Source organism: Bradyrhizobium sp. USDA 3256 (assembly GCF_054058275.1).
This window is the reverse complement of the sequence record NZ_JBSSAE010000002.1, coordinates 6,291,700-6,318,400: the sequence shown is the minus strand read 5'-3', so window position 1 is coordinate 6,318,400 and position 26,701 is coordinate 6,291,700. Positions and strand designations below refer to the sequence as shown.

30 protein-coding genes and 2 pseudogenes are annotated in these 26,701 nt (G+C 59.3%); 13 read left to right on the top strand and 19 right to left on the bottom strand.

Annotated features, from left to right (window positions below; all coding sequences use genetic code 11):
* Positions 1–135: 135 nt before the first annotated feature.
* On the bottom strand, positions 136–309 hold the full coding sequence (locus tag ACVWY5_RS31700) for a hypothetical protein (RefSeq protein WP_321176723.1): 174 nt from the start codon (positions 307–309) through the stop codon (positions 136–138).
* Between the two features lie 140 nt (positions 310–449).
* Between ACVWY5_RS31700 and ACVWY5_RS31695 the strand changes: the two genes are divergently transcribed.
* A complete protein-coding gene (locus ACVWY5_RS31695; protein ID WP_080673034.1) occupies positions 450–674 on the top strand; it encodes a hypothetical protein in 225 nt (74 codons plus the stop codon).
* A 28-nt stretch (positions 675–702) separates the two neighbouring features.
* On the opposite strand, the gene ACVWY5_RS31690 is transcribed toward ACVWY5_RS31695, so the two are convergent.
* From ACVWY5_RS31690 to ACVWY5_RS31675, 4 genes are all read right to left on the bottom strand, one after another.
* A complete protein-coding gene (locus tag ACVWY5_RS31690; RefSeq protein WP_198400346.1) occupies positions 703–867 on the bottom strand; it encodes a hypothetical protein in 165 nt (54 codons plus the stop codon).
* A 1,043-nt stretch (positions 868–1,910) separates the two neighbouring features.
* Positions 1,911–2,132 (bottom strand): hypothetical protein, encoded by a 222-nt coding sequence (locus ACVWY5_RS31685; RefSeq protein ID WP_028352063.1) that lies wholly within the window; start codon positions 2,130–2,132, stop codon positions 1,911–1,913.
* Between the two features lie 337 nt (positions 2,133–2,469).
* Positions 2,470–2,721: a hypothetical protein gene (locus ACVWY5_RS31680; protein WP_456671733.1), complete on the bottom strand. Its 252-nt coding sequence runs from the start codon at positions 2,719–2,721 to the stop codon at positions 2,470–2,472.
* 9 nt (positions 2,722–2,730) lie between these two features.
* Positions 2,731–2,937: a DUF2934 domain-containing protein gene (locus ACVWY5_RS31675; protein ID WP_456671732.1), complete on the bottom strand. Its 207-nt coding sequence runs from the start codon at positions 2,935–2,937 to the stop codon at positions 2,731–2,733.
* A 182-nt stretch (positions 2,938–3,119) separates the two neighbouring features.
* Here ACVWY5_RS31675 and ACVWY5_RS31670 point away from each other — a divergent pair, with 182 nt between their 5' ends.
* Both ACVWY5_RS31670 and ACVWY5_RS31665 read left to right on the top strand, forming a co-directional pair.
* Positions 3,120–3,401, top strand: a complete 282-nt coding sequence (locus ACVWY5_RS31670; RefSeq protein WP_157348672.1) for a hypothetical protein — start codon at positions 3,120–3,122, stop codon at positions 3,399–3,401.
* A gap of 828 nt (positions 3,402–4,229) precedes the next feature.
* Positions 4,230–4,427 (top strand): hypothetical protein, encoded by a 198-nt coding sequence (locus tag ACVWY5_RS31665; protein WP_028352064.1) that lies wholly within the window; start codon positions 4,230–4,232, stop codon positions 4,425–4,427.
* A gap of 717 nt (positions 4,428–5,144) precedes the next feature.
* Here the strand turns inward: ACVWY5_RS31665 and ACVWY5_RS31660 are convergent.
* The gene (locus tag ACVWY5_RS31660) at positions 5,145–5,321 is read right to left on the bottom strand and encodes a hypothetical protein (RefSeq protein WP_456671731.1); all 177 of its coding nucleotides are present in this window, start codon (positions 5,319–5,321) and stop codon (positions 5,145–5,147) included.
* A 428-nt stretch (positions 5,322–5,749) separates the two neighbouring features.
* Here ACVWY5_RS31660 and ACVWY5_RS31655 point away from each other — a divergent pair, with 428 nt between their 5' ends.
* Positions 5,750–5,929, top strand: a complete 180-nt coding sequence (locus ACVWY5_RS31655) for a photosystem reaction center subunit H (RefSeq protein ID WP_028352066.1) — start codon at positions 5,750–5,752, stop codon at positions 5,927–5,929.
* A gap of 238 nt (positions 5,930–6,167) precedes the next feature.
* Here the strand turns inward: ACVWY5_RS31655 and ACVWY5_RS31650 are convergent, their stop codons facing one another.
* Positions 6,168–6,389, bottom strand: a complete 222-nt coding sequence (locus ACVWY5_RS31650) for a hypothetical protein (protein WP_028352067.1) — start codon at positions 6,387–6,389, stop codon at positions 6,168–6,170.
* A 433-nt stretch (positions 6,390–6,822) separates the two neighbouring features.
* On the opposite strand from ACVWY5_RS31650, the gene ACVWY5_RS31645 reads away from it, so the two are divergent.
* Positions 6,823–7,068, top strand: a complete 246-nt coding sequence (locus ACVWY5_RS31645) for a DUF768 domain-containing protein (RefSeq protein WP_028352068.1) — start codon at positions 6,823–6,825, stop codon at positions 7,066–7,068.
* A gap of 362 nt (positions 7,069–7,430) precedes the next feature.
* Here the strand turns inward: ACVWY5_RS31645 and ACVWY5_RS31640 are convergent, their stop codons facing one another.
* Complete coding sequence (locus ACVWY5_RS31640) at positions 7,431–7,619, bottom strand: hypothetical protein (RefSeq protein ID WP_038381609.1); 189 nt, start codon at positions 7,617–7,619, stop codon at positions 7,431–7,433.
* Positions 7,620–7,899: 280 nt separating this feature from the next.
* Here ACVWY5_RS31640 and ACVWY5_RS31635 point away from each other — a divergent pair, with 280 nt between their 5' ends.
* Positions 7,900–8,244, top strand: a complete 345-nt coding sequence (locus ACVWY5_RS31635) for a hypothetical protein (protein ID WP_028352069.1) — start codon at positions 7,900–7,902, stop codon at positions 8,242–8,244.
* 320 nt (positions 8,245–8,564) lie between these two features.
* On the opposite strand, the gene ACVWY5_RS31630 is transcribed toward ACVWY5_RS31635, so the two are convergent.
* The 5 genes and pseudogenes from ACVWY5_RS31630 to ACVWY5_RS31610 form a co-directional block, all read right to left on the bottom strand.
* Entirely contained in the window at positions 8,565–8,717 is a 153-nt protein-coding gene (locus tag ACVWY5_RS31630; RefSeq protein ID WP_321176689.1) for a hypothetical protein, read from the bottom strand.
* A gap of 1,055 nt (positions 8,718–9,772) precedes the next feature.
* Positions 9,773–10,012, bottom strand: a complete 240-nt coding sequence (locus ACVWY5_RS31625; RefSeq protein WP_321176690.1) for a hypothetical protein — start codon at positions 10,010–10,012, stop codon at positions 9,773–9,775.
* Between the two features lie 1,214 nt (positions 10,013–11,226).
* Positions 11,227–11,538: pseudogene (locus tag ACVWY5_RS31620) on the bottom strand (SOS response-associated peptidase family protein); the annotation flags it as partial.
* Positions 11,539–11,694: 156 nt separating this feature from the next.
* On the bottom strand, positions 11,695–11,862 hold the full coding sequence (locus ACVWY5_RS31615; protein WP_321176691.1) for a hypothetical protein: 168 nt from the start codon (positions 11,860–11,862) through the stop codon (positions 11,695–11,697).
* 63 nt (positions 11,863–11,925) lie between these two features.
* Positions 11,926–12,441, bottom strand: coding sequence for a ferritin-like domain-containing protein (locus ACVWY5_RS31610; protein WP_028352072.1), 516 nt, complete (start codon positions 12,439–12,441; stop codon positions 11,926–11,928).
* 221 nt (positions 12,442–12,662) lie between these two features.
* Between ACVWY5_RS31610 and ACVWY5_RS31605 the strand changes: the two genes are divergently transcribed.
* Positions 12,663–14,168, top strand: a complete 1,506-nt coding sequence (locus ACVWY5_RS31605) for an FAD-dependent oxidoreductase (protein WP_028352073.1) — start codon at positions 12,663–12,665, stop codon at positions 14,166–14,168.
* A 961-nt stretch (positions 14,169–15,129) separates the two neighbouring features.
* On the opposite strand, the gene ACVWY5_RS31600 is transcribed toward ACVWY5_RS31605, so the two are convergent.
* The gene (locus tag ACVWY5_RS31600) at positions 15,130–16,089 is read right to left on the bottom strand and encodes an HWE histidine kinase domain-containing protein (protein ID WP_456671782.1); all 960 of its coding nucleotides are present in this window, start codon (positions 16,087–16,089) and stop codon (positions 15,130–15,132) included.
* A gap of 343 nt (positions 16,090–16,432) precedes the next feature.
* Here ACVWY5_RS31600 and ACVWY5_RS31595 point away from each other — a divergent pair.
* The 5 genes and pseudogenes from ACVWY5_RS31595 to ACVWY5_RS31575 all read left to right on the top strand — a co-directional run.
* A pseudogene (locus ACVWY5_RS31595) lies at positions 16,433–16,705 on the top strand (Ku protein); the annotation flags it as partial.
* 403 nt (positions 16,706–17,108) lie between these two features.
* The gene (locus ACVWY5_RS31590; protein WP_063616542.1) at positions 17,109–18,059 is read left to right on the top strand and encodes a Crp/Fnr family transcriptional regulator; all 951 of its coding nucleotides are present in this window, start codon (positions 17,109–17,111) and stop codon (positions 18,057–18,059) included.
* A gap of 262 nt (positions 18,060–18,321) precedes the next feature.
* A complete protein-coding gene (locus tag ACVWY5_RS31585; protein WP_028352076.1) occupies positions 18,322–18,774 on the top strand; it encodes a (2Fe-2S)-binding protein in 453 nt (150 codons plus the stop codon).
* 1 nt (position 18,775) lies between these two features.
* On the top strand, positions 18,776–21,091 hold the full coding sequence (locus ACVWY5_RS31580; protein ID WP_028352077.1) for a molybdopterin cofactor-binding domain-containing protein: 2,316 nt from the start codon (positions 18,776–18,778) through the stop codon (positions 21,089–21,091).
* A 54-nt stretch (positions 21,092–21,145) separates the two neighbouring features.
* A complete protein-coding gene (locus ACVWY5_RS31575) occupies positions 21,146–21,406 on the top strand; it encodes a hypothetical protein (RefSeq protein WP_028352078.1) in 261 nt (86 codons plus the stop codon).
* A 59-nt stretch (positions 21,407–21,465) separates the two neighbouring features.
* Here ACVWY5_RS31575 and ACVWY5_RS31570 read toward each other — a convergent pair whose 3' ends face one another.
* Entirely contained in the window at positions 21,466–23,193 is a 1,728-nt protein-coding gene (locus ACVWY5_RS31570; RefSeq protein WP_028352079.1) for a methanol/ethanol family PQQ-dependent dehydrogenase, read from the bottom strand.
* Positions 23,194–23,281: 88 nt separating this feature from the next.
* The gene (locus ACVWY5_RS31565) at positions 23,282–23,872 is read right to left on the bottom strand and encodes a QcrA and Rieske domain-containing protein (RefSeq protein WP_080673038.1); all 591 of its coding nucleotides are present in this window, start codon (positions 23,870–23,872) and stop codon (positions 23,282–23,284) included.
* 699 nt (positions 23,873–24,571) lie between these two features.
* On the opposite strand from ACVWY5_RS31565, the gene ACVWY5_RS31560 reads away from it, so the two are divergent.
* Complete coding sequence (locus ACVWY5_RS31560; RefSeq protein ID WP_028352081.1) at positions 24,572–24,991, top strand: PIN domain-containing protein; 420 nt, start codon at positions 24,572–24,574, stop codon at positions 24,989–24,991.
* 104 nt (positions 24,992–25,095) lie between these two features.
* On the opposite strand, the gene ACVWY5_RS31555 is transcribed toward ACVWY5_RS31560, so the two are convergent.
* The 3 genes from ACVWY5_RS31555 to ACVWY5_RS31545 all read right to left on the bottom strand — a co-directional run bounded on the left by ACVWY5_RS31555 (position 25,096) and on the right by ACVWY5_RS31545 (position 26,451).
* Complete coding sequence (locus ACVWY5_RS31555; RefSeq protein WP_321176693.1) at positions 25,096–25,260, bottom strand: hypothetical protein; 165 nt, start codon at positions 25,258–25,260, stop codon at positions 25,096–25,098.
* 222 nt (positions 25,261–25,482) lie between these two features.
* Positions 25,483–25,980, bottom strand: coding sequence for a YciE/YciF ferroxidase family protein (locus tag ACVWY5_RS31550; RefSeq protein ID WP_028352082.1), 498 nt, complete (start codon positions 25,978–25,980; stop codon positions 25,483–25,485).
* A gap of 114 nt (positions 25,981–26,094) precedes the next feature.
* Positions 26,095–26,451, bottom strand: a complete 357-nt coding sequence (locus ACVWY5_RS31545; protein ID WP_028352083.1) for a PRC-barrel domain-containing protein — start codon at positions 26,449–26,451, stop codon at positions 26,095–26,097.
* Positions 26,452–26,701: the final 250 nt, after the last annotated feature.

Here is a 26,701-nt window from a genome sequence, read left to right as displayed (position 1 = left end):
TTAGGCGCTCTTCAAGCGTCTCCGTTTGGATAACGCGACGGCGTATTTCTCCCATTGCTTTCCTCGTCAGGTTCCAGCCCGAAACGAGTAGCTAAGTTTCGATTTATTCGAAGGTTCCAATGGCTGACATGAGACTTACGGATCGGCCGCGATAATCGCCCGCTCGACCTCGTCGGCCAGCGCCCGGTGATGCGCGGCCAGCTTGGCGAAAAGCTCTTTCTCGGTCGCGTTGGTCGCGAGCTTGCTGATCAGTTCGCATTTCTCAGCTTCAACCCGAAGCTTCTCCAAGTGCGCCTTCATATCCTGCAACGGGCTATTCCCCCCTGCATCTAGGCGGATTATTGCATTTGGAACATTACGGGCAATTGGCGGTAGCAAAATAGCCCCGATTAGCGTACCGTTTCTATCTAACCCTCGTTCCAGTGAAGTAGCTGCTCGGGAGGTCAATAATGCTCACCACAAATCGATTTGACAGCCGAACGCTCGCCAATATGGACGTCGCGCTGAAAAGTGCCTGTCAGCATCTGTCGAAAGGCACCGATGATCATAAAACCCGTCGCTACATCGCTCGCCAGACGATCAAGTGTGCGGATCGTGGCGACCGAACTCTCGGTGGCCTAACCGAAGCCGGGCAAGCGGCTGTGTCGGAGCTAACGTCGAACAAAGCGGCATAGCCGAGATCGTCTCAAATTCACCGGACGCTCAGGCTGGCCGTGCGTTGTCGCTAAGCCTTCGCAACGCTACCTCCAATTCGGCAACGATATCGTGCAGGAGGCCGAGCGCGAGCGGATCGGTCACCTCGCGCTCCATCTTGCGGTAACGCCCGATACGATCTTGAAGCTCTCGTCGTTCCCCGTCGTTGTCCATAACGCGCTCCGTCACTTGAGCAATGACGCCGAACGAGGTCGATCGTTGCGAGGAAAGCGGAGAATTTTAGTCGGAATGGCGGCGGGCCTTGTGGTGTCCACGAGTATGCTTAACTGGGCGGCGGCAAGTCAGCCGATGCCATCCATCGGCTCGACCGAAGAGCTGCCTCGATCTGGAGCAACCTTCGTTTGATCAGTTCTCGTTCCTGTCCATGGCTTGAATTCAGTCGCTCTTGCAGTCGCGCCATTTCCGAGAACAAAAGTTCGTGGACGTAGGGGGATAGAGCGTTTGCGGGGCATCGCTCTCTCCTGTGTAACGTTAGGCGAGAGGGGCGGTTGCCTCTCGCCGCCGGCGCCAGGGTAATTTGCCGGCGGCAACAGTTAACGAACACGTTGCTGCGATGGTTCAAAAAGGCCGCTGTTCCACCGCGCGTCCAGTCAGAACAGCCCGACCAGCGCGAAGATTGCAACCTCGATCAGGAAAACGGCGCTCATGGTTGCGACGGTGAGAAAGACGTCGCTGGCTGATAGGCTTGTCATCCTGTGCGCCTCGCAATGCGAAGCCCCACTGATAATTCACCTATGATAAAAAGGTTCGGTTCCAGGGAATCGAAGCAAGTCCAATGCACGTCGTGACTCAGGAAGGATACTGCATGCGCAATAGGCCGGGTAGCAGACTGACGGTAGCAGCCATGGCCGAACAGCACCGCGCTCCTGATCCGCTTCCTCTGGAACCGCACCACTTCCGCGCGATCTGCAACGAGATCGGCGATCGGCTTCGTCAACATCTCTCGCGCGACGTGGCTCCCGTTCCACCGCCCCGCGAAAACTATTAGGGCGGTTCGCGGCATTGGATGGCGCCGGAGGCATTCCCGGGCAGGCTCGGGTGCAGCGTCCGAGGCTGTTTAGGCTGTGGCCGTTTACCTAAGCGCGGAGCCCATCCCGTCCAGGGGATGGAGCAATGGCGGCGTCGAGAGGCCTCGACGCAATCAGCCCCGCGTCGGGGCCTATCGACATTGGAGCCTAAGTTCCGGCAGCAGCAACCTATCGATTTTCAAGTTCCTTGATCGCCTGCGCCGAAATCTCGGCGGGGTCCTCGATGCCGGTCTGCGCAACCTTGATGACCGTCTTCGCGATTATCTCCGTCAGCGGATCATCACCATCCTTGACCGAGAGCATGCGCAGCGTTTGCTCGTACGCTTTGGCAATGAGATTGGCATCTTTCGGCGCCATCGCGTCGATCTGCAAGCGGAGGTAGGTGGACATGGCCGCGTGTCCTCCGAGCTTGGAATAAGGCCAAGCGCATCGCAATTCTATTTGTGGCGGCGCCGCCTTAACAACTCATCCGTGAACCAAGCATTGTCGGGTGTTCATGATCCTCCTCACGCGACCGGTGACCCGTTTCGGTTAGTGAGCCCATCAGAGCCGCCGCGACGGTGAAGACAAATACGCAAGCGGCGGCTAAACTCATGAGGGGTGATTGCAACAGGTTTAGGCATAGCGGTTCACTCGTGACCACCTCACTGGCTTGAATTGGTCAACCAGACGATCACCGTCCCATAATTCGATCTGGCCGTTGTTAGCGAGGGCTTTAGCGCTTTCCCTAGCTGCTGCTTCGTCGAGGCAAAGCAAAATCGATGCGATTGGCGATGTGCCCGGCTCGATCAAGAATGGAGGCGGCGAAGGTGCGCAAGGTCATGGTTTTGCGCCACGGTTCCACAATTAACGAGAATTGGAGCTCTTGGTCGCGCGACGCGCCAGCATCACGACGGCTCGCTGCTTGATCAGGGCATTGGCCCGGCCAGCCGTGTGCTGGTCGGGCCTCATTTTCGCCGTTTGCCATCAGCAGCCACAAAGCCGACGATCAGTTCACAGTTGATCCGGCCCGCCGCTGTCGAACGTTCTTGGTCGCGTCCGGACGACGTGAGCCGCGCATCTGTGCCGTTCGCTCTTTCAGCAACTCTTTCTCGGCTTGGTACCAAAAGGCGTCGAACTTCGAGCGGGGCTCACCAGCAGCTTGCCAGAGCTTGTAAGCTCGTGTTCGGATATCCTGCTCGGTCAAGGTACGCATGTTCCTCTCCTGACCTTCAAACCGTAGATAGAACTTGCTGGGAATAGGACCCGTTCCACCTCGAACCGACCTCCGCTGAGCCGGCCCCGTGGCGGGTGGATGACCAAAATTTCGGCAGCGCGATCCACCGTTGTGATGCCGGGCGAACGGTAGTTCCAGATGAAGCCATGCGGAAAGAAGCCATGCAGAAAGAAGCCTACGAGTTCCGAGGATCGAACACAGGTCCCACGCATTGTGGTGAGTGGCAGGAGGTTCGTTACCCAATGGAGAGTTTGAGATCTATGGAACTTCCGCCTTCGGAAAGTATCGATCCCTTTTCGGCCTTAGAGCCGAGCCATCGCCGCGCCATCCGGGAAGGAATAGGCGAGCGACTTCGTGAATTCCTTGATCACGACAGTCTGCCTTTGCCGGCGCGACTTGAGGCGTTGATGGATCAGTTGAGAAGGATGGACGATCTGGGATGATCGCTATCGAATGGTCTCCTCGGTCGGCCGGCAACTTGCTCGCCGTACTAGTTCGGTCCAAACGTTCATCGCTCGCTAAGAGCGGCGCCGTCTTCTCGGCCGATTGTGCGAGCTTTCGCCATTCCTCAGCGGTCTGTAGCCCAGCTTCCTTCGCGCTCGCAGTCGTGGCCTTGGCCGCCTCCTCTTCACATTCGGCGGCTTTCTGACGGAAACGTTTAAAGTCGGGCGTAGGCAGGCGCTGGGGTAGCTAATGGGTGGAAGTGCACCGACATTAGCTGCCCGGCATGGACGAATGCAGCGCCGTATGACTACGGTAATACTAATACTCAATCGCTTCCGGCACTGCCTTCGAAGCGGCGATTGCAAAAAGCTCCTGCGTGAATTCGAGCGAGCACCGGGCCTGCCCTAACTCAGGTCTGCTACGGAATATGACACGTGCATGCCGACCAAGCTGTGCATCGCGCTGGTTTCGGGCAACTAGTGTAGCGTCTGTCGTCGATGCCGCGATATGTGCTCGACCAGTTCCGCGTTCAAGCAGTTTAGGATTTGCTCCAACGGCTCGTTGACGAGCAACAGAGCCTTGAGAGCGCTCCGTGGATCGCCGTCACAGGCGGCGACGATCTCGTCTAGCTCCCGGTCATACTCATCGAGTAATCGTTGGTCGTTGGATGCGGCATCCGAACAACATCCAAACAGAAAATGTCAGGGGGGACGACAAGCGCAGAACTTTTCCTCGATATTCACAAGCGGTCCCAAAGACCCAGTTGCATTTCGAGGAGCCGCGCTCTGTTCTTAGATGATACTTCTACACATTTTTTGGGGGGCTATATGGTCGAAGTCTATTTCAACGTCAGGCGTGATCTGCTCGTGGTGAAAAAGGGATTTTCATTCCCGGGCGTCAGCGCCCAAGGAAAATGGCGCAAGAGCAGGAAGCGGATCATCAAGGTGAGCGAGGAGATCAGGCAGGCGGTTCAGAGCCAAGGCTACTACATTCGGAAGCTGAGCCATCTCAGGATGAAGCAATAGTGTGCGCTGCCGTGCGGCACCACTGCCTGATGATGCGCTGCGGGTGTCCCGGACAACGGCGTCTGGGCCGATCGCTTCTTCGATGGCATTACTGCGATTGCATTAGGTGGTCAGTCTAGTCGGTGCTGGGATGAGCCATGACACCGTCTAAAGCTCCGGATCACCCAAGAGAGCGCAGTGAGGACAATACCGATCAGCGGCCTCGCCGAGTTGGCGCCCGAATTCCTTCCGGAGGGCTTCTCCCTCCCACGTCGTGCCATCGCACTTGATGAGTTTTCTGGCACGTGCAAAGGCGTGGTTCTCAGCCGCGTCATCGCCGATACGTACCCTTATATCCAGGTGGAAAGGACATACTGCTATGGCATGGGTCGTTTCCAGCGCGTAGTGCACGGCTGAACGCAAATCATCTGCGTGGCTGCTTACGGGCATGCGAGCCTCCTCGAAGCGCTAGAGCCTGAGCCCATAGCCCTTGAATAGTCTGGCTGTTTCGGATGCAGCCTGTTTTCTAGTTCGATCGGGCAGGCCTATCATTGATGTAACGCAAAAGGCCTCAGGCTCTATGCCAATGCAAAAACCCGGCCGCCAATTCAGGCGGCCGGGCGAATGCAAATATGAACTTCATGAATGCGGAGATTATGCTGCGGTGCGAGCAGCACTACTATCCCGGACGAATACGGGTGGCAGGCGACGCCTAGGCCCATTTGAGTGGGGCGGCTGTTAGCCGCCGGACCGAGGCGAGAACGCGTCGACGGATGCGGCTATTCGGGTCGCCAATTCAGCGGCGGTCGGCGTGGACTGCTTTTCAAGCGGCGTGCCGACGGATTGGACCGCCGCTAATCCAGCACCAGCGATACAAACAGCTATCGCAATTGCACCGAGATATTCGATCCTCATGGCGATGATCCGTCTCTTCGCCCTATAAACTAACTCGTCGCTCTCAGAAATGGTTCCGAGTGCTGTTCGTGTGTCAATTGGGCCCGGTGGTCTGAGCGTCGATGCCGCACCCCGATTTCCTCGTCCGGTTGGAACGTCACTTTGCGATCAGAGATCAAAGGAACGAAAGCGCCGGCCAAGCTTTAGAGAGAAACATGAGACTGCCGCTCGCCGGTACTAAAACGGCGCATGTCGCGGATAGCCAAAGGTCGCTGCCAGCGGCCCGCTGTTGAATACAAGCGCACGCGCAATGATAGCCAAAAGCGGCGGTCTCCAGTTCCATTCAGAATTGTCACTGTGCTCGCAAGCGGGAGAGCTACGGGAGGGTAGGCGTAAGCGGCCGGCCGAACAGGGCGAGCAAGCCATCGGCGAAGCGCCGTGGGTTAAAGATTTTGCAAGAATACGCGGAGGCGCAATCCGAATTGATCGGTAAAACCGTCGTCCTTACCGATGGAAAGGCCAGCACGGTAGAGAACGTTTGGTTGGATGAATTGTACGGGCTTCGGATTTCGATCGAAGGCCATGATGGAAGATGGCCGGTCTCAACCATCAAGCTTGTGGAGAGCTAGATCGCGCATCGAACTGAGCGCTGCCCAGAGCGCCTTCCTTTCAGAACATCCCGATCAAAATGAAAACCACGACCTCGATCAGGAAAGCGGTGCTCAAAATAGTGACGGTGAGAAATACGTCGGCCACGGGCAGATTGGTCATAATGCGCCTCGCGTCTTGCGAAGCCCCGACACCCATAAACCAAACTCCCCGAGGACGAAAACGTTTCGGTTCCAACCGTCGAGGATCGAGATGCGTTTATCGCACTTCAAGTTCGCGGATCGCCTGAGCCGAAATCTCGGCGGGGTCCTCGATGCCCGTCTGCGCGACCTTGATGATTGTCTTCGCGACCAGTTGCGTCAGCGGATCGTCGCGGTCCTTGACGCACAATGTATGCAGCGTTTGCTCGTAAGCCTTCCTGATGAGGCTGGCTTCTTCGGGCGGCATGGTGCTGGTGTGCAAATGGAGGTAGGTGGACATTTCTTGCCCTCTCAGCCCAATGCGAGAGATTAGCACGGGAACTGTGGTCCGGGGAAAATCGGAAAATGCGCCTGCCGCTGCGAGAGCCCGGTAGTGAGGTGGCTGCGCTTATGGTACTCGGTGCGTGGGCGGGCCGGGCTTCGCGGCATTCTTCGGCGGCGGTCCCATAATCAGCCAAACAGCAAGGCCCAACAGAGCCGACGCCAGAAGGTATGGCGCTAAAAGTCGGAACAATGGATGCAAGGACTGTCCCCATCGGCTGCGTGTTTCGAGGTTGGGATAGAGCCAAGTCGCAATTCTACTTGTGAGGGCAAGCGCCAGCGGAGCCATCGCTATGGCGCGGCAAACGAAGAGGCGCCAACTGAGGCGGCCTTGCTGTGTTCACTCACTCGCGCTAACGCTGGTTCTTGGGTTGGTGTAGGGGTTATATACGGTGAGCAGGGCCCGCGAGTTTATCGATTTCTGGATCGAGAATAGCGTTCACGCTGTCGAGCAGTATCGGACTGTCGGCGCATCGCAGGATGTGGCCGAACTGACCGGCCGCCTTGTCGCGGCTGCCAAGGAGCAGGGTTTCTCGGAGGCCGACTTGCAAGCTGAGATCGGCGACATCTCCGACTACATCGGAGACCGGCTCAAGGCGGCGAACAGGGCTGAGCGCGAGCGGCATAGACCTCCGTAGGCGTCGTAATGCAGCCGGCCTTACTTCGTCAGCCTGTAAACGTCACCGGGATTGAGGTTGAGGTCTTCGAACACTCGTTGCTGGCTACCTGTCAATTGAACGTCCAAAACTTCCGCTGTCCAGCCTTCCGGGACGGCGGCGAGCACCAAGGTCAGGGCCTGATCTGGCTTAGCTAATGCGATCCAAATCTGAGATTGGTCCGGCGAAGATTGTCCGCCGTGACTTCAACGACAGTAAAGGTGTTGCCGAAGGATTCCGCCATGGTCGTAAATGCGACAGCGGGCCCCTTGTTTCAAATTTGAAGCGCCATCCTACGGTGTTGCTTCTCCTTGTGTGATTGCGGCAGGTCTAGGACTAGCGGTTCACGACCACTTTGCTGACTCGAATTCGCCAACCAGACGATCACCGTCCCACAGTTCGATCTGATCGTCGGCGGCGAGCGCTTTGGCACTATCCCTGGCTGCTGCTTCGTCGAGGCAAAGCAGATCAATGCGATTGGCGATGTGGCCGTCGCGATCAAGGATGTAGGCGGCGAAGGTGCGCAGGGTCATGGTTGGGCGCCATGGTTCCACATTTAACGGCCGCTGGAACCCTTAGTTCCCGGGACATCTAGGCAAGCTCGGCGAAGGCAACGATGGCCACCCGGAAGTTGCGCGTCCAATTCAAACTCTCCGGCGCAAAGAAGCCAATCGGAGTAAGTTATGCCGACTTACAAAGGCGATGCACCTGTAAGATATAGCAGGTGTTCGCTAGCGATAGATTATCTATCTGTGGAATCGAGCCAAGCTCGTGTCATCCCCGCCCGAGAGCAACGCGCAAGGAGTGCGACGTATGTCTTCTTTGGATTTGCCCGCGGTTGAGCCCTTTGGCGAGGTCTTTTTGAAAGGCCTCGGGCGTGTAAACGAAATGATCAGATTCGGATACCGTGTCGCCGGAACCGACACGGTCTTGTCGGCGATCGAAATGCCGTTAGCGGTCGCTCAGCAGTCGGTATCTCGAGAGCTAGCGATAGAGCTGAATCTAAATGGCGCGGTTGTGGTGAGCCTACCCGCGACGAAGCCGTGCCCGACGCCAATTCTGCTGCAACTATCAAGGTACGCGATGACTTTCAAAGCGCTACCATCCGGCGAGCCTTTGATGACCCTGTCGACTCGTGCATTCAACATCGCAACCTGAGTACCATTGAGAAGCATAACGTTTGCATCCCTGCTGACAATCGTAACCTCAACAATCACCGGTGCGTCAAGGCCCTCAGGGATGCGTTCGAATAAGATGCCTCTCTCTGAGCTCGGCAGGATGCAAGCGCTCGCGGTCTCGAATGCAAGGCAGCCAACAAACAAACAAAGACACCGGGCGAAAAGCTTGGTCCGCTTCCAACGGAATATTCGACTTATTAGGGACATTTTCGATGTTCTCTCTACGAAGCTTCGTCGATCAAACGCCTTCAAAGGGCTGAGAGGAATTGACGATTTGTGGTGCGATCCGCCCGCCGTTGACTATGCCATTTTATCTTCGATCAATTTAATCGAGATCTTGAGCTGCCGTAGGAGAGTCACCAAATCAGAACGCTCGATTTCTTCCATGCGCAGACGATCCGGGCGAAGGAGCCCTTGGACAAGTTCAACCAAGGGAATCTTTTTGAAGTCCATTTCTCCGCCGGAGCAATCGAGGCTCCAACATGATGCTCAGCGCGGGCTCGAATTGCTGGCAATACAGCAGCCCTTTATTCGGACGCGGCCCGCAAGCGAAGACAAGTGAAACTCGGACTCTCGCGGAAGGAATGTGAAATGAGCCGGGAACCGTCAAGGCTGCGATCGGGTTCTTCTAGTTCTGTGGGTAATCAACGTTGTTTTGGTTGGCAATCCGTCACCGCCTCTTCTCACTAGCTCTGCGCTCTTCGTGTTTGTCGCGCTGAAAGCTGCAATCGTAATCGCCATTCTTCAGGTTCCGCTCTTCTTCCTCGATTAGATTCCAATCCGGATGGTTCTCTTCATGGGTTGGGGGCTAATTGTCGTCTACACCCTGATTCGAAGCTGGCACGTGATGAGAGCGACACGCTTTGTGAATGACGAATGACGTCACGACAAAACGATTCATCGCTGGTTTGGCGGCTGCAGGAACGAGTGTCGCCGTCCTGCACGGGACTGCGATGGCGAGCGAAAATCCAGGAATTGATACGGTCAGCTTGAAAATCAAGCCACTTGTCAAGTCGAGGTAATCCGGGAGAGCGGTCTAAATTGCTGACGTTCCCCGGTAAACTTCACGACGCTTTCAGCTGGATCGCGCGTTGAGGATGCGGTTCGGGATCGCATCCTGAAAGAAGCCCTGACGCGCTAGCCCCCGTCGGGGCTTCTTACTGTTTACGCTGCCTCAGAATATACGAACGCCGCCCGCTTAAAATGCATGCGGACGGCGTCGGTTCTAGCCCCAGGAAGGATCTGCAAAATCCTGGCTATCGTAAGTCTGCACAAGCAATTAAAAAGTTTAATACCCCTGAAGAGGTAGTCAGCCACAGGAACGAGCTCGGCGCGCTCTCTATTGTCGCATGTCACGCGGTCTGACCACTCTGTGACGACCACCTACAGTCCCGTCACCGGGGCCGCGAGATGATGAGGCTCGCATGGAGCTAATAGAGGGAGTTGTCGCAATCGTCGGAGTACTCAGCGCGGCTGCTGCGGTTGGGACGGGATATTGGTACATCGTGTCAGAACGGCAGAGTCGTAGGCGCGACTGAGAAAGGCCTGCGTCCCTTGGTCATCTCCTGATACCCCGAGCTAGCCTTTTTCAATCGCATAATTTCCTCGACCAGTTGTCTTTCGAGCCGTTCAAGCTCCCGCTCTGCTTCGACCGCGCTCTTGTTCTCGCAAATCAATTGCGCGACCAGTTCGATCTGTTTTGCGATCTGGTCCTCTAGTAATTGAATGTCGAAATTGGTTTCGGCCATAGCCCTGCGAAAGCGCCAAAAGGCCACAACATAACCTATGTTAATGTCGAGGATATCCGCAAAAGGTCGCACCCCTAATTACCGGGAGATACCGGACAGACGGCAATCGAGAAACGTGCGGACGGGCTTTTTTCTGACGAAGCTTCGGAGGATCCCCACCTTATCGGGGAGCATGACGGAAGATTTACGCGCCAGGCCTCGATGTTGCCCTGGTTAGGACGCTCCCTGCGACAAATTAGAACACCGGAGGAAACCGGACAGACAGGCCAGCCGGTCTCTGCAATCCTCGCTGGCATTTCAGAGCGAAGCGATTTTTGGGAGTTCCGATGCCAGCTTGGTCCGCAGAGGACGAGCAGCGACTGTTGCAGTTCGTTCGGGAAACAAACCTCACACAACGCGAGATCGCGCAAAAAATGGGGCGCACCGAGGCTGCGGTCTGCCTCCGCCTGGCTCTCATCAAACGGCGGACGATCGAGGAGTTAAAAAGTCGGCTTAGCGAATTAGGACACGCGCACTGACCTGCGTATGCAACTGCGGAGGAGAGCTTCTTCGGGGCATCGTGCGAGCATGTTTCAGTCTCACTACATGGACGGGGTGGAGTGGGGGCTTCTCGGCTTCGCTGCAATGTCGTTCGTGGGCCTCGTCGTCGGCTTGGGCTCCTTCTCCTCGAATAGCCGATCCTTAGGGGATGACGTCGACTTGGCCTCAGCGGGAAACCCCCTCGCTGAGGCCGTTTCCTAAGAAGCCACCGACTGGGGACGCTCCGGCCGAGGCGCCCTTGCTCTCCGCGTCGTTGTTTTGCGCAGCGGCGCCATTGTCCGACCTCCTTGCCTCCAAGTGATCAGCTTTAGTCTGGCACGCAGCCGGCGCAACCTGGCTCGTGCCCGCTTGGCTGGGGTATCAAGTTGGACGCCCACGGTTCTGTGCTTCGCCATGTTATTTTCCTCTTGCGGGAAAGGCTCCCGCGTCTTGCGGCCGAAGAAACTGTCTGCCGGCAGCTTTAGTAGAGCATGCGCTCGCGCCAGGATCGCCCGGACATGCGCGGCCTGCTTGATAATTGCTTCATTGTGGACGCGATGGATAGATTTGACCGGCATGGTCGCGCGCCCTTGCTTGATGTAAGCGGGAGAGCGCTGGGTCTCTCAGCCACCGACGCCCTCGGCAGAGCCATTGGCTGGTGATGACCATATAACGCACCAAATTAACATAGGTTGCTAGGCGGCCGATCGATCCTCCTTCTCCAGTCCGCGTCCGACGACCTTTAGCAACTCGTCCGGCAGCGGCGGCTGCAGGGCCTTGGCCTCGTCCCAGGGCGCGAGCATCCAGACGTCGCACTCCTCGTCGGTCGTGAGGATCACCGGCATCGCCTTCGGGTGAATCGGCGTCACGACGCTGTTCGGCTCGGTGGTCAGGAAGCCGTAGACCAGATGCGGGCCGGGCACCGGCTTGGCCTTGGTGCCGCGATCGCCGGCGTACTCGGTCCAGATCCCGGCGAAGGCGGTCAGCGGCCGGTCGTCGCCCCGCGCAGCAACTCGCCCCATGCCACTTAGAAATGGAACATCCTCTATGGCGACGTCGTCGTCGGCTCGATCGGGCTGCCCGCGGCGTTCCGAACCACGCCGATCAACGGGAATGGAAATGCGGCTTCCACCCGGGCTGCGATCCGTCGGCCGGAGGCCCGGCTACGACCTTTGATGAAGTGCGCGCGGCATTCGAAACGGCTTCGCCAGGGCAAAAACGCCAAGTTTGGGATCAAAATCGAGCTTGCACGAGCTGCCACGCGGCGTCTCGACCACGGCGAAGATATTGTTGTCGTCGGCCCAACTCGGCAGTTTTGTCAGATTGGTCATGGCGAATTACTTGGCTTCGAAAGGAGTAGTGGGCCCGGCGGAACCGGTCCCGGGCCCTGACAATCAGGCGGCGGTGGAGGCCTTCTTGTTGACGCCCTTGCGCAACGCAATCGTGTTGAGTTTGGTGTTCGCCGCTTTCTCTTCATTGAGGTTCGTGGTCAAGAAACGCACGATGTCGTCGTGGCCGAGTTCATCCGCCCAGGCGATCAGCGTGCCATACCGGCATATCTCATAATGCTCGACGGCTTGAGCGTTGGCGACGATCGCCGCATCGAGCACCATCTTGTCTTCGATTTCGCCGGCTGTCTCGTCCGCTTCCTTGATGATACCGTCGATGGCCGGACATTGCGTGGCACGCGGCGATTGGCCGAGTTTCTCGAAGACCTTTTCGAGACGCTCGATCTGCTTGTTGGTCTCCTCGAGATGGTTCTTGAGACCTGTGGCCAGATCCCGGTTGGTGGTTTTGTCGATCATTTTCGGCAAGGCCTTGGTGATCTGCTGTTCGGCATAATAGATGTCCTGCAAGCCATGCAGCAGCAGGTCATCCATCGTCTTGATGTCTTTCGTGAATAGTCCCATGACGTCGCTCCGCGAATTCAAAGCGATGGAACGGCGGCGCCACGGCTTTGTTCCTCACGCTTTGTCGCTGCCGGACGGGCGAGTGCGGTCTCGGAGCGTAAGCGGCCCAACGAGCTGTCGCGCGTTGATCATCCTCAAAGATCGCGGGGAGGCGGCGTCCCATGCGTCGCAGGAACCCGCGCAAACAGCCCGCGTTTTGCCCTCTTTGGATGGAGTTCAGGATGGTCAGCACCTCGCTCTGGATGGAGACCGAAATCCTGCCGCAGGCGGGTGCGCTCAAAGATGACGTGCATTGCGATGTCGCCGTGGTCGGTTCCGGCATCGCCGGTCTCTCGACGGCGTACGAACTCATGAAGCGCGGCCGGTCGGTTATCATCATTGACCGCAAAGGCATCGCAAGCGGTATGACGGCGCGCACGTCGGCGCACCTTGCGCCGCTCTGCGATGATCTGACGAGTGAATTCCGGAAACTGCGCGGCGCCGAGGCCGCCAGGCTGTTCTACGAAAGTCACGCCGCCGCCGTCGACCGCATCGAGGAGATCCAGGCCAGCGAGAAGATCGCCTGCGACTTTCTTCGTCTTGACGGGTATCTGTTTCAGGGGAACGGCATGCCGGCCGACATGTTCGATGAGGAGCTGGAAGCGGTACGCGAGGTCGGCGCACCCGTGCATCGCCTGATGGGCGTGCCGCTCAAAGGCTGCGACAACCGGCACGTCCTTCGATATCCACGCCAGGCGAGATTCCATCCCCTCAAATATCTCGCGGGTCTGGCCGCCGTGTGCGAGAGCGGCGGCGTCCGCTTCTTTGCCAACAGCCCGGTGGAAGAAGTCGCCGAACAAGACGGCGCCGTCACGCTGCGAACCTCGCAAGGGCAGATCACCGCCGCGCATGCCGTGATCGCGACCAACGCCTCCATCGCCGATCGCTTTCAACTGCATACCAAGGTCGCTCCTTACCGTACCTACGTGCTCGCTTTTGCCATCGCGCGCGGTGAACTTCCCGATGCGCTCTATTGGGACACCGAAGATCCCTACCACTATGTGCGGCTGCAAACGGGCCCAGACGATCACGATTTCGTTCTTGTCGGCGGCGAAGACCATAAAAGCGGCGAGGCCGATGACGCCGACGAGCGCTTTGCCCGGCTGGAGAGCTGGGCGCGCGAATTGATCCCGGCGGTTGGCTATATCACCCATCGCTGGTCGGGCCAGGTTTTCGATACCATCGACTATGCTGGCTTCATCGGCCGCGAGCCCGGCAGCGAGCGCGTCTACCTTGCGATGGGCGATTCGGGCCAGGGTCTGACCCATGGCGCAATGGGCGCGATGCTGAACACGGCCCTCATTCTCGGCGAGGATCATCCGTGGAAGTCCGTCTATGCGCCGGATCGCAAACCGCTCGCAGCGGCCAGGAATTTCCTGCGCGAGAACATGACGATCTTGCAAAATCTCGCGGAATACGTGGCGCCTGGGGAAATCGCCTCGCTCGAAGAGCTTCAACCGGGTGCGGGCGCTATCCTGCGGCGGGGACTCGAAAAGATCGCCGCCTACAAGGACAAGGCTGGCGAACTGCACCTTCATTCAGCGAGTTGCACCCATATCGGCTGTCATCTGCACTGGAACGGCTTTGAGAGCTGCTGGGACTGTCCATGTCACGGTTCGATCTTTGCGCCCAACGGACAGCCGATCAATGCTCCGGCCGTGTCAGCTTTGCGGCCGGTGAAGGTTTAGCGAGTTCTCGGGTGATCATCGTCGATCGCGTGCTTCCAAGTCTCGGCAGCACGGTGGCCAGACGGCCATGCTGCTCTGGGAAATCGATCGTTCGCTTTTGAACTCACGCAGTTCTATGGTTTCGAGAAGGCAACGCGTTGCTATTGGGCCAGCCACCAACTCGCGCGAGGCTTGCCGTCCCTGGCTTTGGCACCGATACGGACATGACATTGATGAGCGGTAGTGATGAGCGTGCGAAAACGACTACGCGGTTTTGGCAGCAGTTTCACGATAGCTCCGACGATCCCGCGAAAATGAAATCGATGGTGCATCGCAAGATGACCAGGATATTTGGAGGCCGGCGTCTGGGCTTGCCTTGAAATCTCCGACTGAAGATGCCCCACTGAGATATACGTCGTCATACCATTTGGCCGAACGAGTGTTGCACGACCAAAGCGACGAAATTGGTTGATTTTGCTGCTGAACGAACTACCTGCGGATCTCGGCGTTAGGCGCGCGCCCAGGAGGACTGGCCTCGGAAACGCCCGCTTTACCACCCGCAGCGGCACATCACACAGCGGCCGATGAGTCTAACCTGCCTGCCGGGTTGCCGACTTGTCGCTTTCCAAGCGACGGTAGTTTTCGCCCCGGGACAACGGAATGAGTAGCGTGCACTGGCGTTGCTCTTTCTTAGACGGCCATTTGGTCAGGTTTCTCAGGGTGGGCTCAAAGCCATGGATGCGTTGCATCGGCGACGCCGTCGCGCGATATCGGAAACCAGCATGGTCGCCGCCGTGTACCAGGCCAGCCGCACCGTTCTCGGTGTTGCGGGCCTCCGCCTGGCGGTCGAGTCCGCTTGGCGATTCCGGCAAGGACGTCGCGCGCCCAAATCGCTCATTGGCCGATCGGTGGGCATGAACATAAGCCTTGGCGCGACCGGGGCATGGGCGAGAACGCCGCGGGCCAACGCGTCGATGCGGCGTTAAGCCACGACGTTTGGGAATGAGAGCTCGCATACCAGCCCTTCCGGCCTCCAGTGCCGGGTAATGGTTCCGCCCAGGGTGCGGATCACGCTGTCGATCGCGCCGACCCCGAAACCTGTGCGCGTGGGCTCCTTGACGCAGGGGCCGCCGCTCTCCGACCAGTGCAGCACCAGCGGAGCGACGCCGCCGGTATTCCAGCGGATTTCGAGCCGGCCCGACGGCGTCGACAGCGAACCGTATTTCGCCGCATTGGTCGCGAGCTCATGCACGGCCACCGCGATCCCCTGCGCCAGCGCGGCCGGCAGGCGGATATCCTCGCCGCTGATGTTGACCCGTTTGGCGTCGTCGATTCCGTACGGGCGCAACTCCTCCTCGACCAGGACCCTGAGGCTCGCGCCCGTCCACCGCGATGCTGAGAACAGCCGCTGCACGTTAGCGAGCGCGCCGAGCCGCCCCTGGAACGCCGCCTGGAATTCCTCCGCCGTGTCAGCCTTTGTCAGCCGTAGCATCGCTTGGACTACCGCAAGTAGATTGTTCGAACGATGATCGACCTCGGAGGTGAGAAGCTTCATGCGTTCCTCGGCCAGCTTGCGGGCCGTGATGTCGACCAGCATGTTCACCGCGCCGGTCAGCCGGCCGCATTCGTCGCGCAGCGGGGTCGGATGGGGCATGAAGCAGATCCGCGAGCCGTCCGGCCGTTCGGCGATGGCTTCGGCATCGCGAATCGGCCGGTTCTCCTTTAAGGCGACGGCCATGGGGCATTCGTCGTGGGGCAACGGCGTGCCGTCGGGCAGATATAGCTTCCAGGTCACGCACCACATCTCGCCGATCTTCGGCGTGCGTCCAGCGAAATCGATGCAAGCGCGGTTGAAGAACGTGATGCGGCCCTCGGCGTCCGTGGTGTAGATCGCCGCCGGCAGGTTCTGGAGCAGGTCGCGGTATTGCCTCTCGGAATCCATTCCGGAGACGCTCCGAGCCACCGCGTGCCGGGCGGCGATTTCGACGATCGTCGCCTCGTCAGAATGTCCTCCAAACGGGTCCAGCATGGGGCTTTGGCGATCTTCCTTCAGGTGGAGACCGGATAATTCGCCATGGGCGCACGCGTTCCTCCGTGAGCGATGATGGCAGGCGTCCATCCCGGGCATGCCTCGCGCCGTGCAGTCGCCGAGATCGCGGACACGGTCATGGCTGTTCATAACGAGGAGCGCGTCCTCGCGGACTGGCCATAAATAACGGCGTTCGCGCAAGATCTCGGCATCAAGACTGCCGCCAATCCATGGCCCGAGAGGAGCTCGGACACCTCGCCACGCCGGCCAGCGCATCAAGTACCTGAGCTCGACGCCGACACGGGCAACGGGGTAGCCAACGAGGACATCGTCAAGGGCTACATGCTCGACAAGGACTTCGTGAAGGTGTCGACGGAGGAGCTCGAGAAGATCGGGCTGGAATCCACGCGGACCATCGAAATCGATGAGTTCGTCGATAAGGCCGATCCCGGCCCGCGCTCCCTCATCCGACCCCTACTATCTGCGTCCGAACGACAAGGTCGACCACGAGGCCTTCGCGGTGATCCGGCGGCGAAGAAGCCGGCGGCCGGGGCCCGACGGAGATCGGTCTAATCGCGGAAGGAGGAATCGATCGCCTTCTAGGCGGCCGCGCAGGAACCAAGCGGCCGGGCTGCCGGTTGCTCTGCGATGGAGGATTGCGATGGATATGCGGGAAACCTCTGCAATGACGGAAGCCTCCGGTCTCGTGGACGATCTAGAGGGTGCCAGACTCGCGTCCGGAGCGCGGCCGAGCGCGACGGCAAGCCCGCGGCCGCTCCTCTCTCCCTCTTCGGACGTCGCGATGCGCTGGGCAGATCAATTGCGCAAGGTGACCGTGCAAGCTCCGTTGCAATCGCTATTCGTGGCGTTCTTGTTGGGGATTTGGATGGCGCGCCGGCGCTAAGGAGAGCTGGAAGCTGCGACAATACTTAATGGCGCGGAAGCTCAAGACATTTCAGACGATTTCGCGCTCCGATCTGGCTTGGTGCCGCAAGTTGCGGCTGCACTCTGAGCTGCCCGACGAAAATGTCGCAGCTCTGCGATCCATTGTTAGCCCGGTGAGGGTTTTGCCGGAGGATTTGGTGATCGTTCGCGAAGGCGACCTCAGCACACAATGCTGCGTAATCCTGAGCGGCTTCGCCTACCGATCGAAGGTCGCGGAAAATGGCAAGCGGCAGATCCTGTCGTTTCACATTGCTGGCGACATGCCAGATCTCCAAGGCTTGCCGCTGAAGCGGATGGACCACGATCTAACCACACTTTGGGAAGCGAGGCTTGGCTTCATAAAACACGAGGCACTCGAATCGGTCCTTGAGCCGCGGCCGACCCTGGCAAGGGCACTCTGGCGCGAGACACTTGTCGATGCCCTCCTATTCCGTCAATGGATCGTCAATCTCGGAACGCGATCGACCGCCGGCCGCATGGCCTATTTGATCGGGGAATTGCGGCAGCGGTTGGCGACAATGGGATTGGTCGTCAACGAGCAGTTTGATTTCCCCATCACTCAATCCAAGCTGGCTGACGCACTAGGGCTTAGCATCGTCCACGTGAATCGCGTCCTCCAGACGTTTCGGACCGAAGGGATTCTTGATCTGAAGCGCAGAGTCGTCACGCTCAAGGACTCGAAAAGACTGTCGAGCTCGGCGGATTTGACAGCTTGGAGGACGATGCTTAGCGCCCGGAAGATTGAGATCAGGTCCCGGCGTATCCGGCCGGCTGGACAATCAAAAGGGACCGGGAGGGCCGGGGAGGGATCTAGGGCCGAAAAATTTGCAGCGATTGCGCCGCCGCATTCAACTCGTCGAAAAATCTCGTCTCGTGCGGGCCCCTGCGTAAGGGCTCTTGACCAAAAGCATCTCGTTCGAGGAGGCAGCCCTCGCTAAATACAAGAGCATACAAGGCGTTGTGAACCCTATTCGCCCCGCTTTTGTGGTAGCCTTCCACGCGTCCATACCTTGAACAAAGCCAAAGTAAAACAGGAGGATGGGCCCGACACAGACAATCAATCAGATCCTACGGTGCAGTCTGCAGTTTCTCAGCGAGGTTAGTCTTGCCTGAGACCATACGAGGGGTGTCCAGGATAGACGTTTCGCTCACTTCGAAGAGACGCTCACGACGGCTCTGTAGGAAGAGGGAGAGACGATCATGATCAAGGTGAAGATTAATGGCCAGGAACGGAACTGGGATGGCGATCCTGATCTTCCGCTACTGTGGTTCATCCGTGATGAGGTGGGTCTGACCGGTACCAAGTTCGGCTGCGGGCAGGCGCTCTGTGGTTCGTGCACCGTCATCGTCGATAAGCAGGCGGTGCGGGCCTGCATCACCTCCGTGTCCGACGTCAGCGACCGCGAGGTCACTACCATCGAAGGCCTTCATCCAACTGGCGATCACCCGGTGCAGAAGGCCTGGCGGCAGCTCAATGTCCCGCAATGCGGCTTTTGCCAAACCGGTCAGATCATGCAGGCAGCGGCGCTGTTGATGGATAATCCGAAACCGTCACATGACCAGATTCGCGAATCCCTGTCCGGGAATATCTGCCGGTGCGGCTGCTACCAGCGCATCGAAAATGCCGTCCATCTCGCATCGACGGGGGTGTGACATGAGTATTCTTATCAATCCTAGCAAGCTTCGCGGCTTCGAGAAGCACGTCAAGATCGAGAACGTTTCGCGTCGCAGCGTCCTCAAGGGCCTTGGCCTCGCCGGCGGCTTCGTGCTCGCCGCGCCGGTGATGACGCGCCGGGCCTTTGCCTATGAGACCGGCGCCGGCCAGATGCCGCACGGTACTGTGGTCGACCCGCGCGTGTTCGTCTCGATCGCGTCGGATGGAGTCGTGACTATCATCGCGCACCGCGCCGAGATGGGAACCGGCGTGCGAACCAGCCTGCCAATGATCGTCGCCGAAGAAATGGAAGCCGACTGGAAGCGCGTCCGCGTCCAACAGGCGCATGGCGACGAGGTCAAGTACGGCAACCAGGATACAGACGGCTCGCGCAGCACGCGGCACTATCTGATCCCGATGCGCCAGATCGGCGCATCGGCCCGCACCATGCTCGAGCAGGCCGCGGCAAAACGCTGGGGCGTTCCGGCAACCGAAGTGAAGGCCGTCGATCACGAAGTCGTCCACACCGCGAGCGGACGCAAGCTCGGCTTTGGCGAATTGGCCGCCGACGCGGCAAAGCAGTCGGTGCCGAGCGTCGAGGGCCTGAAGCTCAAGGACCCCAAGGACTTCCGCTATCTCGGCAAGGGCGAGATCAGCATGGTCGACCTTCACGACATCACAACGGGGGCGGCCCGCTACGGGGCCGACGTGCGGCTGCCCAGCATGAAATATGCCGTCATCGCGCGCCCGCCGGTCACCGGCGGCAAGGTGGTGTCATTCGACGGCTCGGAAGCGATGAAGGTTTCCGGGGTCGAGAAGGTTTTGGAAGTGAAGGGCTGGCCATGGCCCTCCAAATTCCAGCCGCTCGGAGGTGTCGCCGTGATCGCGCGCAACACCGGCGCGGCGATCAAGGGACGCGATGTGCTGAAGATCACCTGGGACGACGGCCCTAACGCCAAATACGACTCGATCGCCTACCGCGGCCAACTCGAGGAAGCCGCGCGTAAGCCCGGCCTTGTCGTGCGTAAGGAGGGCGACGTCGACGCCGCGCTGAAAGGCGCCGACAAGGTGATCGTCGGCGAGTACTATCTGCCGCATCTTGCCCACGTCGCCATGGAGCCGCCAGTGGCGGTCGCCGACGTCAAGGGCGACAAGGCCGAAATCTGGGCTCCTGTGCAAAGCGCCGGCGGAACGCGCGAGGACGTCGCCAAGACGCTGGACATCCCCCAGGAGAACGTGACTGTCAACGTCACCCTGCTAGGGGGCGGCTTCGGACGCAAATCTAAATGCGATTTCGCGCTCGAGGCGGCTCTGCTTTCAAAGGAGCTCGGCGCGCCGGTCAAGGTGCAGTGGACGCGGGAAGACGACATCCGTAACGGCTTCCTGCACACCGTCTCGGTCGAGCGCGTCGAGGCGGGCCTCGACAAGGGCGGCAAGGTGATTGCCTGGCGGCATCGGAGCGTCGCACCATCCATTGCCTCGACCTTCGCGGCGGGCACGGTGCATCAGGCACCATTCGAACTCGGCATGGGGCTGGTCGACATGCCCTTCGAGATCGCCAACGTGCAGTGCGAGAACCCGGAAGCGGCCGCGCATACCCGCGTCGGCTGGTTCCGCTCGGTCTCGAACATCCCGCGCGCCTTTGCGGTGCAGTCCATGGTCGCCGAGATCGCCCAAGCGACCAACCGCGACCCGAAGGACATGCTGCTCGAGCTGGTCGGCGCGCCGCGGATACTCAACCTCACCTCAGTCAAGGATTTGTGGAACTATGGCGAGCCCTATGACAGCTATCCGATCGACACCGGACGGCTGCGCAACGTGGTCGAGCTGGTTGCCGACAAAGGCGGCTGGGGACGGGCCGTACCCAAGGGACACGGGCTCGGCATTGCCGCGCACCGCAGCTTCGTCAGCTATATCGCGACCATTGTCGAAGTCGCCGTTGACGAGAAGGGCAAGCTCACCGTCCCCCGGGTCGACACCGCCATCGACTGCGGAACCTACGTCAATCCGGAGCGGATCCAGTCGCAGATCGAGGGCACTGCGATCATGGGCCTCAGCCTCGCCAAACATGGCGCGATCACCTTCAAAGACGGCAAGGTGCAACAAGGCAATTTCGACGATTTCCCGGTGATCCGGATCGATGAATCTCCCAGCGTAACGAATGTCTACATCGTGCCTCCCGGTCGGGACACGCCGCCCAGCGGCGTTGGCGAGCCCGGTGTGCCGCCCTTTGCGCCGGCGCTGATCAACGCGATTTTCGCCGCGACCGGCAAGCGCATTCGGGCGTTGCCGATCGGGAAGCAACTGGAAGCGTGAAACGGAACACTAGGTCGTATAGACCGTTTATTGATCTGAACGGGAGACGGATCGATGAAACTCACCTCAACGGCGCTCGCGGTGTCGATATTGGCGGGCGCTCTTCTTTTGAACGCACAGGCTGCCAGCGCGCAGGCAAACCCGCCGCCTGCCACCGCCACGCGGCCGGCCAAGAATCCCACGGAGCAAAGCTCGGTGCCCAGCAACGCTCCGCCCGCCACCACGACCCAGACCACCGGCGAATCGAGCCGCGATCCGACGGTGAAGAAGATGAACGAGGACGAGAAGGCGAAGGTCGAGACCAAGGGCAAATAGAAACACACGCGGCGGACCTTTCGGTTCGCCGCTTAGTCAGCTCGAGGCTTCACGCGCGGCTATTTCTTGACGGCGAACACCCAGACCACGCCGCCCTGCGGCACGTTGTTTTCCACCCCGATGCTCTGGGTGGTAAGCGCATCCTGGATGCGTTGCGCGTCGACGCCCCAGCCCGACTGGATCGCAATATATTGCGTGCCGTCGACTTCATAGGAGGCCGGCATGCCCATGATGCCGGAGTTGGTCTTCTGCTCCCACAACAGCTCGCCGCTCTTGGCATCGAAGGCGCGGAAGTAGCGATCGTTGGTCCCGCCGACAAAAACGAGATCGCCTGCGGTCGCCAGCACCGAACCGAACAATTGCGACTTCGGGAAGGTGTGCGACCAGACTTTCTTGCCGGTTGCGGGATCCCAAGCCTGCAATTCGCCGATGTGTTCGGCGCCGGGACGGAGTGTCAGACCGATGTCCTCCGGCTTGGTGCCAAGCCAGAGCTGGCCTGGGACCAGCGGCACCTTCTCGCCGGAGAACCCGCCGCAGGTGTTTTCGTTGGCCGGAACGTAGACATATTTGGTCTTCTGGCTGTAGGCCGCCGAGGGCCAGTCCTTGCCGCCCCACAGGGACGGGCAGAACTCGACTCGCTTGCCAACCACCGGCTTATGCGCGGGGTCGACAATCGGCTTACCGGTCTCGGGCTCGATGCTTTTCCAGACATCGGTGTAAACGTAGGGCCAGCCGGCTACATAGCTGATTTTGTCCGGCTTGCGCTCCAAGACCCAGAAGATCGCGTTGCGTCCCGGATGGATCAGGCTCTTGATGGACCGGCCATCCCTTTGCAGGTCGATCAGCATCGGCGCCTCCACCTCGTCCCAATCCCAGGAGTCGTTCGGATGGTACTGGAAGTGTGCCTTGATCTTGCCGCTCTCGGGATCGAGGCCGAGCACGGAAGTTGTATAGAGATTGTCACCGGGGTGAGCGTCCCCGGGCCACGGCGCAGCGTTACCGACACCCCAATAAATGGTCTTGGTGTCCTTGTCGTAATTGCCGGTCATCCAGGCCGATCCGCCGCCGGTCTTCCAATCGTCGCCCGTCCAGGTCTCGCTGCCGGGCTCACCTGGCGCCGGGATGGTGAAGGTGCGCCACAATTCCTTGCCGCTGTTGGCGTCATACGCAACGACATAACCTCGGACGCCGAATTCGCCGCCGGAGCCGCCGACAATGACCTTGCCGTCGACGATCAGCGGCATCAGGGTTAGGTATTGCCCCTTCCTGTAGTCCTGGACTTTTGTATCCCAGACCACTTTGCCGGTCTTCGCATCGAGCGCGACCAGGTGATCGTCGGTCGTCGCGAGATAGAGCTTGTCCTGCCACAGGCCTACTCCGCGGTTGGTCGGATGCAATTGGAACAAATCTTCAGGAAGCGCTCGCTTATAGCGCCAATATTCTTCGCCAGTCTTGGCATTAAGCGCGATCACCTGGCCCATGGGGGTCGTGACGAACATCACGCCGTTGTTGACGATCGGCGGCGCCTCATGGCCTTCGATCACGCCGGTCGAGAAAGTCCACACCGGCGTCAGGCTCTTCACGTTCGAGGTGTTGATCTGGTCGAGCGGGCTATAGCCCTGACCGTCATAGGTCCGCCGATACAGCATCCAGTTGGCGGGTTCGGGATTTTCCAGGCGGGCTTGCGTCACCGGGCTGTAATTTTCGATCGGACCGGCGACTGCAGCAGTTGAGATAAGGGTTGTGCACGCAACACAACCCGATAGTAGCCATTGCTTTCTGGTCATGGACGCGATCTCCCTGTGCTCTTTGGCCACCCCTACGGTGGCTGGTGCGATCGTCTGGGGCACGGGAATCCGATGCGACCGCGCCCCATCACCCTGGTTGTTGAGCACCTACCTTTCCAACAAATGTTGCAGCTATGGTCAGCGAGCCGTCGGCTATCGCCAGCGGCAGTGCCGGCAGACGCCGGGTCGCGGGTCCGAACACGACTTGCGCGCCTTCCCGGGGATTGAATTCGGAGTTGTGACAAAAGCATTTAAGAACGTCTTTGTCGCCCGTCTCGGACTTCAGCCAGCCGGTGACAGAACATCCGGCGTGAGTACAGATCGCCGAATAGGCTGCGATGCCCTCAGCAGAGCGTGAGCGGGTCTCCTCATCCATTTCGCCGGGATCAAGCCTTATGACCAGGATCTCGTTCAGCCGCGAGCCGTTGCGGACGACCGAAGTCTTGGGGTCCTTTGGCCAAGCGTGCAGCGGCGGTTCGCCGAGCTTAAAGTCATCGGGCGTGATGACGGCGCCGGCGCGTTCGCCTTCGGAGACAACAAGAAGATCGCCATTCTTCGGTCGGTCGCTGCTGCCGGGCTGATCTTCCTGCGCCGCAGCGAACCTTCCCACCGTCAGGAACGCTCCGGTGGCGAGCGTCGTCCAAAGAAGCGAGCGTCGCGATTGCTTCGGACACCGCATTTCTCTTCTCCAACTCCGCCGCGAGCCTGGATCCCAGTCCCGAGTAGCCTCGGCGCTAGACGGGAGGAGCCAAGGACCCCGCGTCAGGAACGCAAGACTACGCTCAGTCGTGCTACACCTCCAGAAGGCTGAGCGCGGCTTTTCACCGCTGCCTGTCTGCCCCCGTCGAGGTGCCCCTGGCTGAGCCCGTTGTCGGCGGAGCAGTGTCAGTCTTCCCGGGAGCGCGGGCGGAAGCACCGGGCTTTTCCTGCTCGCCGACATTGCCTGACTCATCCGACTGGCGAGTCTTGGCGCCCTTGTCAGCCCTCTTGCTTTTCCGGGTTTGGTGCTAGCTGCTGCTGCGCCAGCGCCGGCAGCGTGATCATGGTTCGGCTCGCGACGAGCATAGCAACGATTGTGGTTCGCATTGAAAATCCTGCGTCGTAGCGTCGAATACGAACGCGCCGGCTCGCGAAGCTTTCCCAGTTGATCCTCTTATTTACGAGACAAGGGATGCGGCAAGGCGCGCAGCCGCGCCGCTAGTGAGATACGCAACATAGAAGGCATAACGCGCCGATTCGTTTAAACATGATCCCAGCGCATCAAGATCTTGAGCTATCTAACCGCGGCATTGCTCTGCCGGGCGGCGCCCGACACGCCTTCTCCGACGCCGATTCACTGTTGAGCTGTCGCCACGCCAGACCGAATCGCTAAGTCGACATGATTGAGCGCATAATGCGCGCTGGAAGAGATGGAGAGATTGAGCTTCACACATCGATCATAACGGTTGGTGAGGTGCTTCACCTTGGCGATGAACCGCCGCCCGCCGACTTCAAGCCCCAAGTTGAAAGGCTGATTGTTTGCGGCCGCGATGGCATTTTGGCTACCTCGCCATCACCGCTGATTGTTCTGCTCGCCCGCGACCTTGCGGTAGTCGATGGACTTTGGGAGCGCGTCGCAGACCGAATTCACGTAGCTACAGCGCTGATGGTCAAGGCTATGGAGTTCCTTAGTGTTGACGGCCGGCTGGCAAAACGAATTGGCAAATCGAACGTGCGCGGATGCCGGATCGTAGCGCCCGGCGCTACAAACCTCTTGCCGGACAAGTTTCGAATCAATGATCTCTTCCACGAAGAATAAGGAGAAGGATCATCCGCAGGACGATCCTGAGCAGTCCAAGCGCTTCCTAGAGGCCGCCAAAGAGCACGAGGCGGACGAGACTGAGGCTGGCGTTAAGCGCGCCTTCACGGCCGTGGTGAGGCCGCGCCGACGCGAGTCCAAATAATGAAGGCAAGTAAAAACAGGCCGACGATCTCGCCAATGGCGGGATAAAATCCCTCGGCCAGAATCGCGATGAGAAACATCAATATCCCGACAATGGCGATAGAGACGTATCCAGCGATTTCCATCCAGCGTGGGTACCAGGAGGATTATCCAAGATCTCCAAAGCTCCGAAGGCCACGCTGCGACCTTCGGGTGCTATGGTCGCCACTCTAGCACACGGCTGAAAGGGAAACGCCGTTGCTTTCTTCGCCACGGGCATTCCTCGCGGATGCCGCGGTCTTTTTCGCCTCGGGCGGCAAGCTAAAGAATTTGTGGCCTATCGAGGCGTCTCGATAGCCCTCCCCGCATCACGCCGCTTCGGCCTCGGCATTGACGACACTTTTGGCGAGGCTGGTCAGCGTCTGATCTGTCTTCTTCTCTTCGGCCAGTGTTTCCTTCAGAAGTTTGACGGCGTCCGAGAGGCCGAGCTCGTCGGCCCAAGTGATAAGCGTACCATAACGCGAGATCTCGTAATGCTCGACCGCCTGGGCGGCGGCGAGAAGGCCCGCGTCGAGCGCAGGTGCGCCCTTGTACTCAGACATGATTTCCTTGCCTTCATCGAGAATGCCCATGATGGCATCGCAGGTCTTGCCTTGAGGGCGGGCGTTGATCGCGTCGAACACGGATTCCAGGCGTTCAATTTGCCCCTCGGTCTCCTCCTGGTGCTTTTCGAAGGCAGCGCGCAGCTCATCGCTCTGTGCCGCCTTGGCCATCTTGGGCAAGGCGCCCAGGATCTTCTTCTCGGCGAAGTAGATGTCTTTGAGGGTGTCGTGGAAAAGGTCTTGTAGGGTCTTGGGCTTGCTCATGGCGTCCCTCCGAATGATAAATCGACGACACAAGCCACGGATACCCGCAAGGTTCCTACGCAAAAGCCCGGCGCATAAGGCGCCGGACTTTCAATGAGTACAATTGATCACGTCTTACCAATAGGGCGTGGCTTGATAGTAGTCATAAACGCGTCGGTCATTCTCACGATTCCAGCTCCAGTCGTTGTCGTTGGTGTAGCGCGGCGCTTTATCCAACTGGTCCTTGGTGATGTTGGTACGGTACCCGCCGAGATTGGTATCATAGGTTAAACTGGACCACGGCGTCGGATAGTGATCGTCGCCGATGCCGAGGAAGCCGCCGTAGCCCAGGACTGCGTAGGCGACTTTGCCCGACACCTTGTCGATCATGACGCGCTCGACGTTGCCAATCTTCTGCTGGTCCGCTCCATAAACGGCGGTGCCTTCGACCTTGTCACTACCGATAAGAGTTCCTGTCTCACGTTCTGCCATTGCTCTCTCCTGAGGTGTTGCATGGTTAAAATGTCAAACTCGGCCCTAATGAGCTCGTTCCTGGCCCCGAGTGTCGCAGAGGATCGTGGCCGCCAGATATCAAGCTCACCACCTCCCCGCGAGCCGACCACCGGGGACCATCGCCAATGTCCAGTTTGCTGGTGGCGCTTCGGCTGCCGAGGCGGGTGACGAATTCGACCCGCGCCGAGAGCGGGGGCGCCGACGCTCAACGTAAACGCGATTGCCTTCG

What these genes read in the sequence shown, in the direction of transcription:
- ACVWY5_RS31695 (WP_080673034.1), top strand. Translation starts at nt 450, where the DNA reads ATGCTCACCACAAATCGATTTGACAGCCGAACGCTCGCCAATATGGAC.
- ACVWY5_RS31690 (WP_198400346.1), bottom strand. Translation starts at nt 867, where the DNA reads ATGGACAACGACGGGGAACGACGAGAGCTTCAAGATCGTATCGGGCGT.
- ACVWY5_RS31685 (WP_028352063.1), bottom strand. Translation starts at nt 2,132, where the DNA reads ATGTCCACCTACCTCCGCTTGCAGATCGACGCGATGGCGCCGAAAGAT.
- ACVWY5_RS31675 (WP_456671732.1), bottom strand. Translation starts at nt 2,937, where the DNA reads ATGCGTACCTTGACCGAGCAGGATATCCGAACACGAGCTTACAAGCTC.
- ACVWY5_RS31670 (WP_157348672.1), top strand. Translation starts at nt 3,120, where the DNA reads ATGCAGAAAGAAGCCTACGAGTTCCGAGGATCGAACACAGGTCCCACG.
- ACVWY5_RS31665 (WP_028352064.1), top strand. Translation starts at nt 4,230, where the DNA reads ATGGTCGAAGTCTATTTCAACGTCAGGCGTGATCTGCTCGTGGTGAAA.
- ACVWY5_RS31660 (WP_456671731.1), bottom strand. Translation starts at nt 5,321, where the DNA reads ATGAGGATCGAATATCTCGGTGCAATTGCGATAGCTGTTTGTATCGCT.
- ACVWY5_RS31650 (WP_028352067.1), bottom strand. Translation starts at nt 6,389, where the DNA reads ATGTCCACCTACCTCCATTTGCACACCAGCACCATGCCGCCCGAAGAA.
- ACVWY5_RS31640 (WP_038381609.1), bottom strand. Translation starts at nt 7,619, where the DNA reads ATGACCCTGCGCACCTTCGCCGCCTACATCCTTGATCGCGACGGCCAC.
- ACVWY5_RS31635 (WP_028352069.1), top strand. Translation starts at nt 7,900, where the DNA reads ATGTCTTCTTTGGATTTGCCCGCGGTTGAGCCCTTTGGCGAGGTCTTT.
- ACVWY5_RS31630 (WP_321176689.1), bottom strand. Translation starts at nt 8,717, where the DNA reads ATGGACTTCAAAAAGATTCCCTTGGTTGAACTTGTCCAAGGGCTCCTT.
- ACVWY5_RS31625 (WP_321176690.1), bottom strand. Translation starts at nt 10,012, where the DNA reads ATGGCCGAAACCAATTTCGACATTCAATTACTAGAGGACCAGATCGCA.
- ACVWY5_RS31615 (WP_321176691.1), bottom strand. Translation starts at nt 11,862, where the DNA reads ATGACCAATCTGACAAAACTGCCGAGTTGGGCCGACGACAACAATATC.
- ACVWY5_RS31610 (WP_028352072.1), bottom strand. Translation starts at nt 12,441, where the DNA reads ATGGGACTATTCACGAAAGACATCAAGACGATGGATGACCTGCTGCTG.
- ACVWY5_RS31605 (WP_028352073.1), top strand. Translation starts at nt 12,663, where the DNA reads ATGGTCAGCACCTCGCTCTGGATGGAGACCGAAATCCTGCCGCAGGCG.
- ACVWY5_RS31600 (WP_456671782.1), bottom strand. Translation starts at nt 16,089, where the DNA reads ATGGATTCCGAGAGGCAATACCGCGACCTGCTCCAGAACCTGCCGGCG.
- ACVWY5_RS31590 (WP_063616542.1), top strand. Translation starts at nt 17,109, where the DNA reads ATGGCGCGGAAGCTCAAGACATTTCAGACGATTTCGCGCTCCGATCTG.
- ACVWY5_RS31585 (WP_028352076.1), top strand. Translation starts at nt 18,322, where the DNA reads ATGATCAAGGTGAAGATTAATGGCCAGGAACGGAACTGGGATGGCGAT.
- ACVWY5_RS31580 (WP_028352077.1), top strand. Translation starts at nt 18,776, where the DNA reads ATGAGTATTCTTATCAATCCTAGCAAGCTTCGCGGCTTCGAGAAGCAC.
- ACVWY5_RS31575 (WP_028352078.1), top strand. Translation starts at nt 21,146, where the DNA reads ATGAAACTCACCTCAACGGCGCTCGCGGTGTCGATATTGGCGGGCGCT.
- ACVWY5_RS31570 (WP_028352079.1), bottom strand. Translation starts at nt 23,193, where the DNA reads ATGACCAGAAAGCAATGGCTACTATCGGGTTGTGTTGCGTGCACAACC.
- ACVWY5_RS31565 (WP_080673038.1), bottom strand. Translation starts at nt 23,872, where the DNA reads ATGCGGTGTCCGAAGCAATCGCGACGCTCGCTTCTTTGGACGACGCTC.
- ACVWY5_RS31560 (WP_028352081.1), top strand. Translation starts at nt 24,572, where the DNA reads ATGATTGAGCGCATAATGCGCGCTGGAAGAGATGGAGAGATTGAGCTT.
- ACVWY5_RS31555 (WP_321176693.1), bottom strand. Translation starts at nt 25,260, where the DNA reads ATGGAAATCGCTGGATACGTCTCTATCGCCATTGTCGGGATATTGATG.
- ACVWY5_RS31550 (WP_028352082.1), bottom strand. Translation starts at nt 25,980, where the DNA reads ATGAGCAAGCCCAAGACCCTACAAGACCTTTTCCACGACACCCTCAAA.
- ACVWY5_RS31545 (WP_028352083.1), bottom strand. Translation starts at nt 26,451, where the DNA reads ATGGCAGAACGTGAGACAGGAACTCTTATCGGTAGTGACAAGGTCGAA.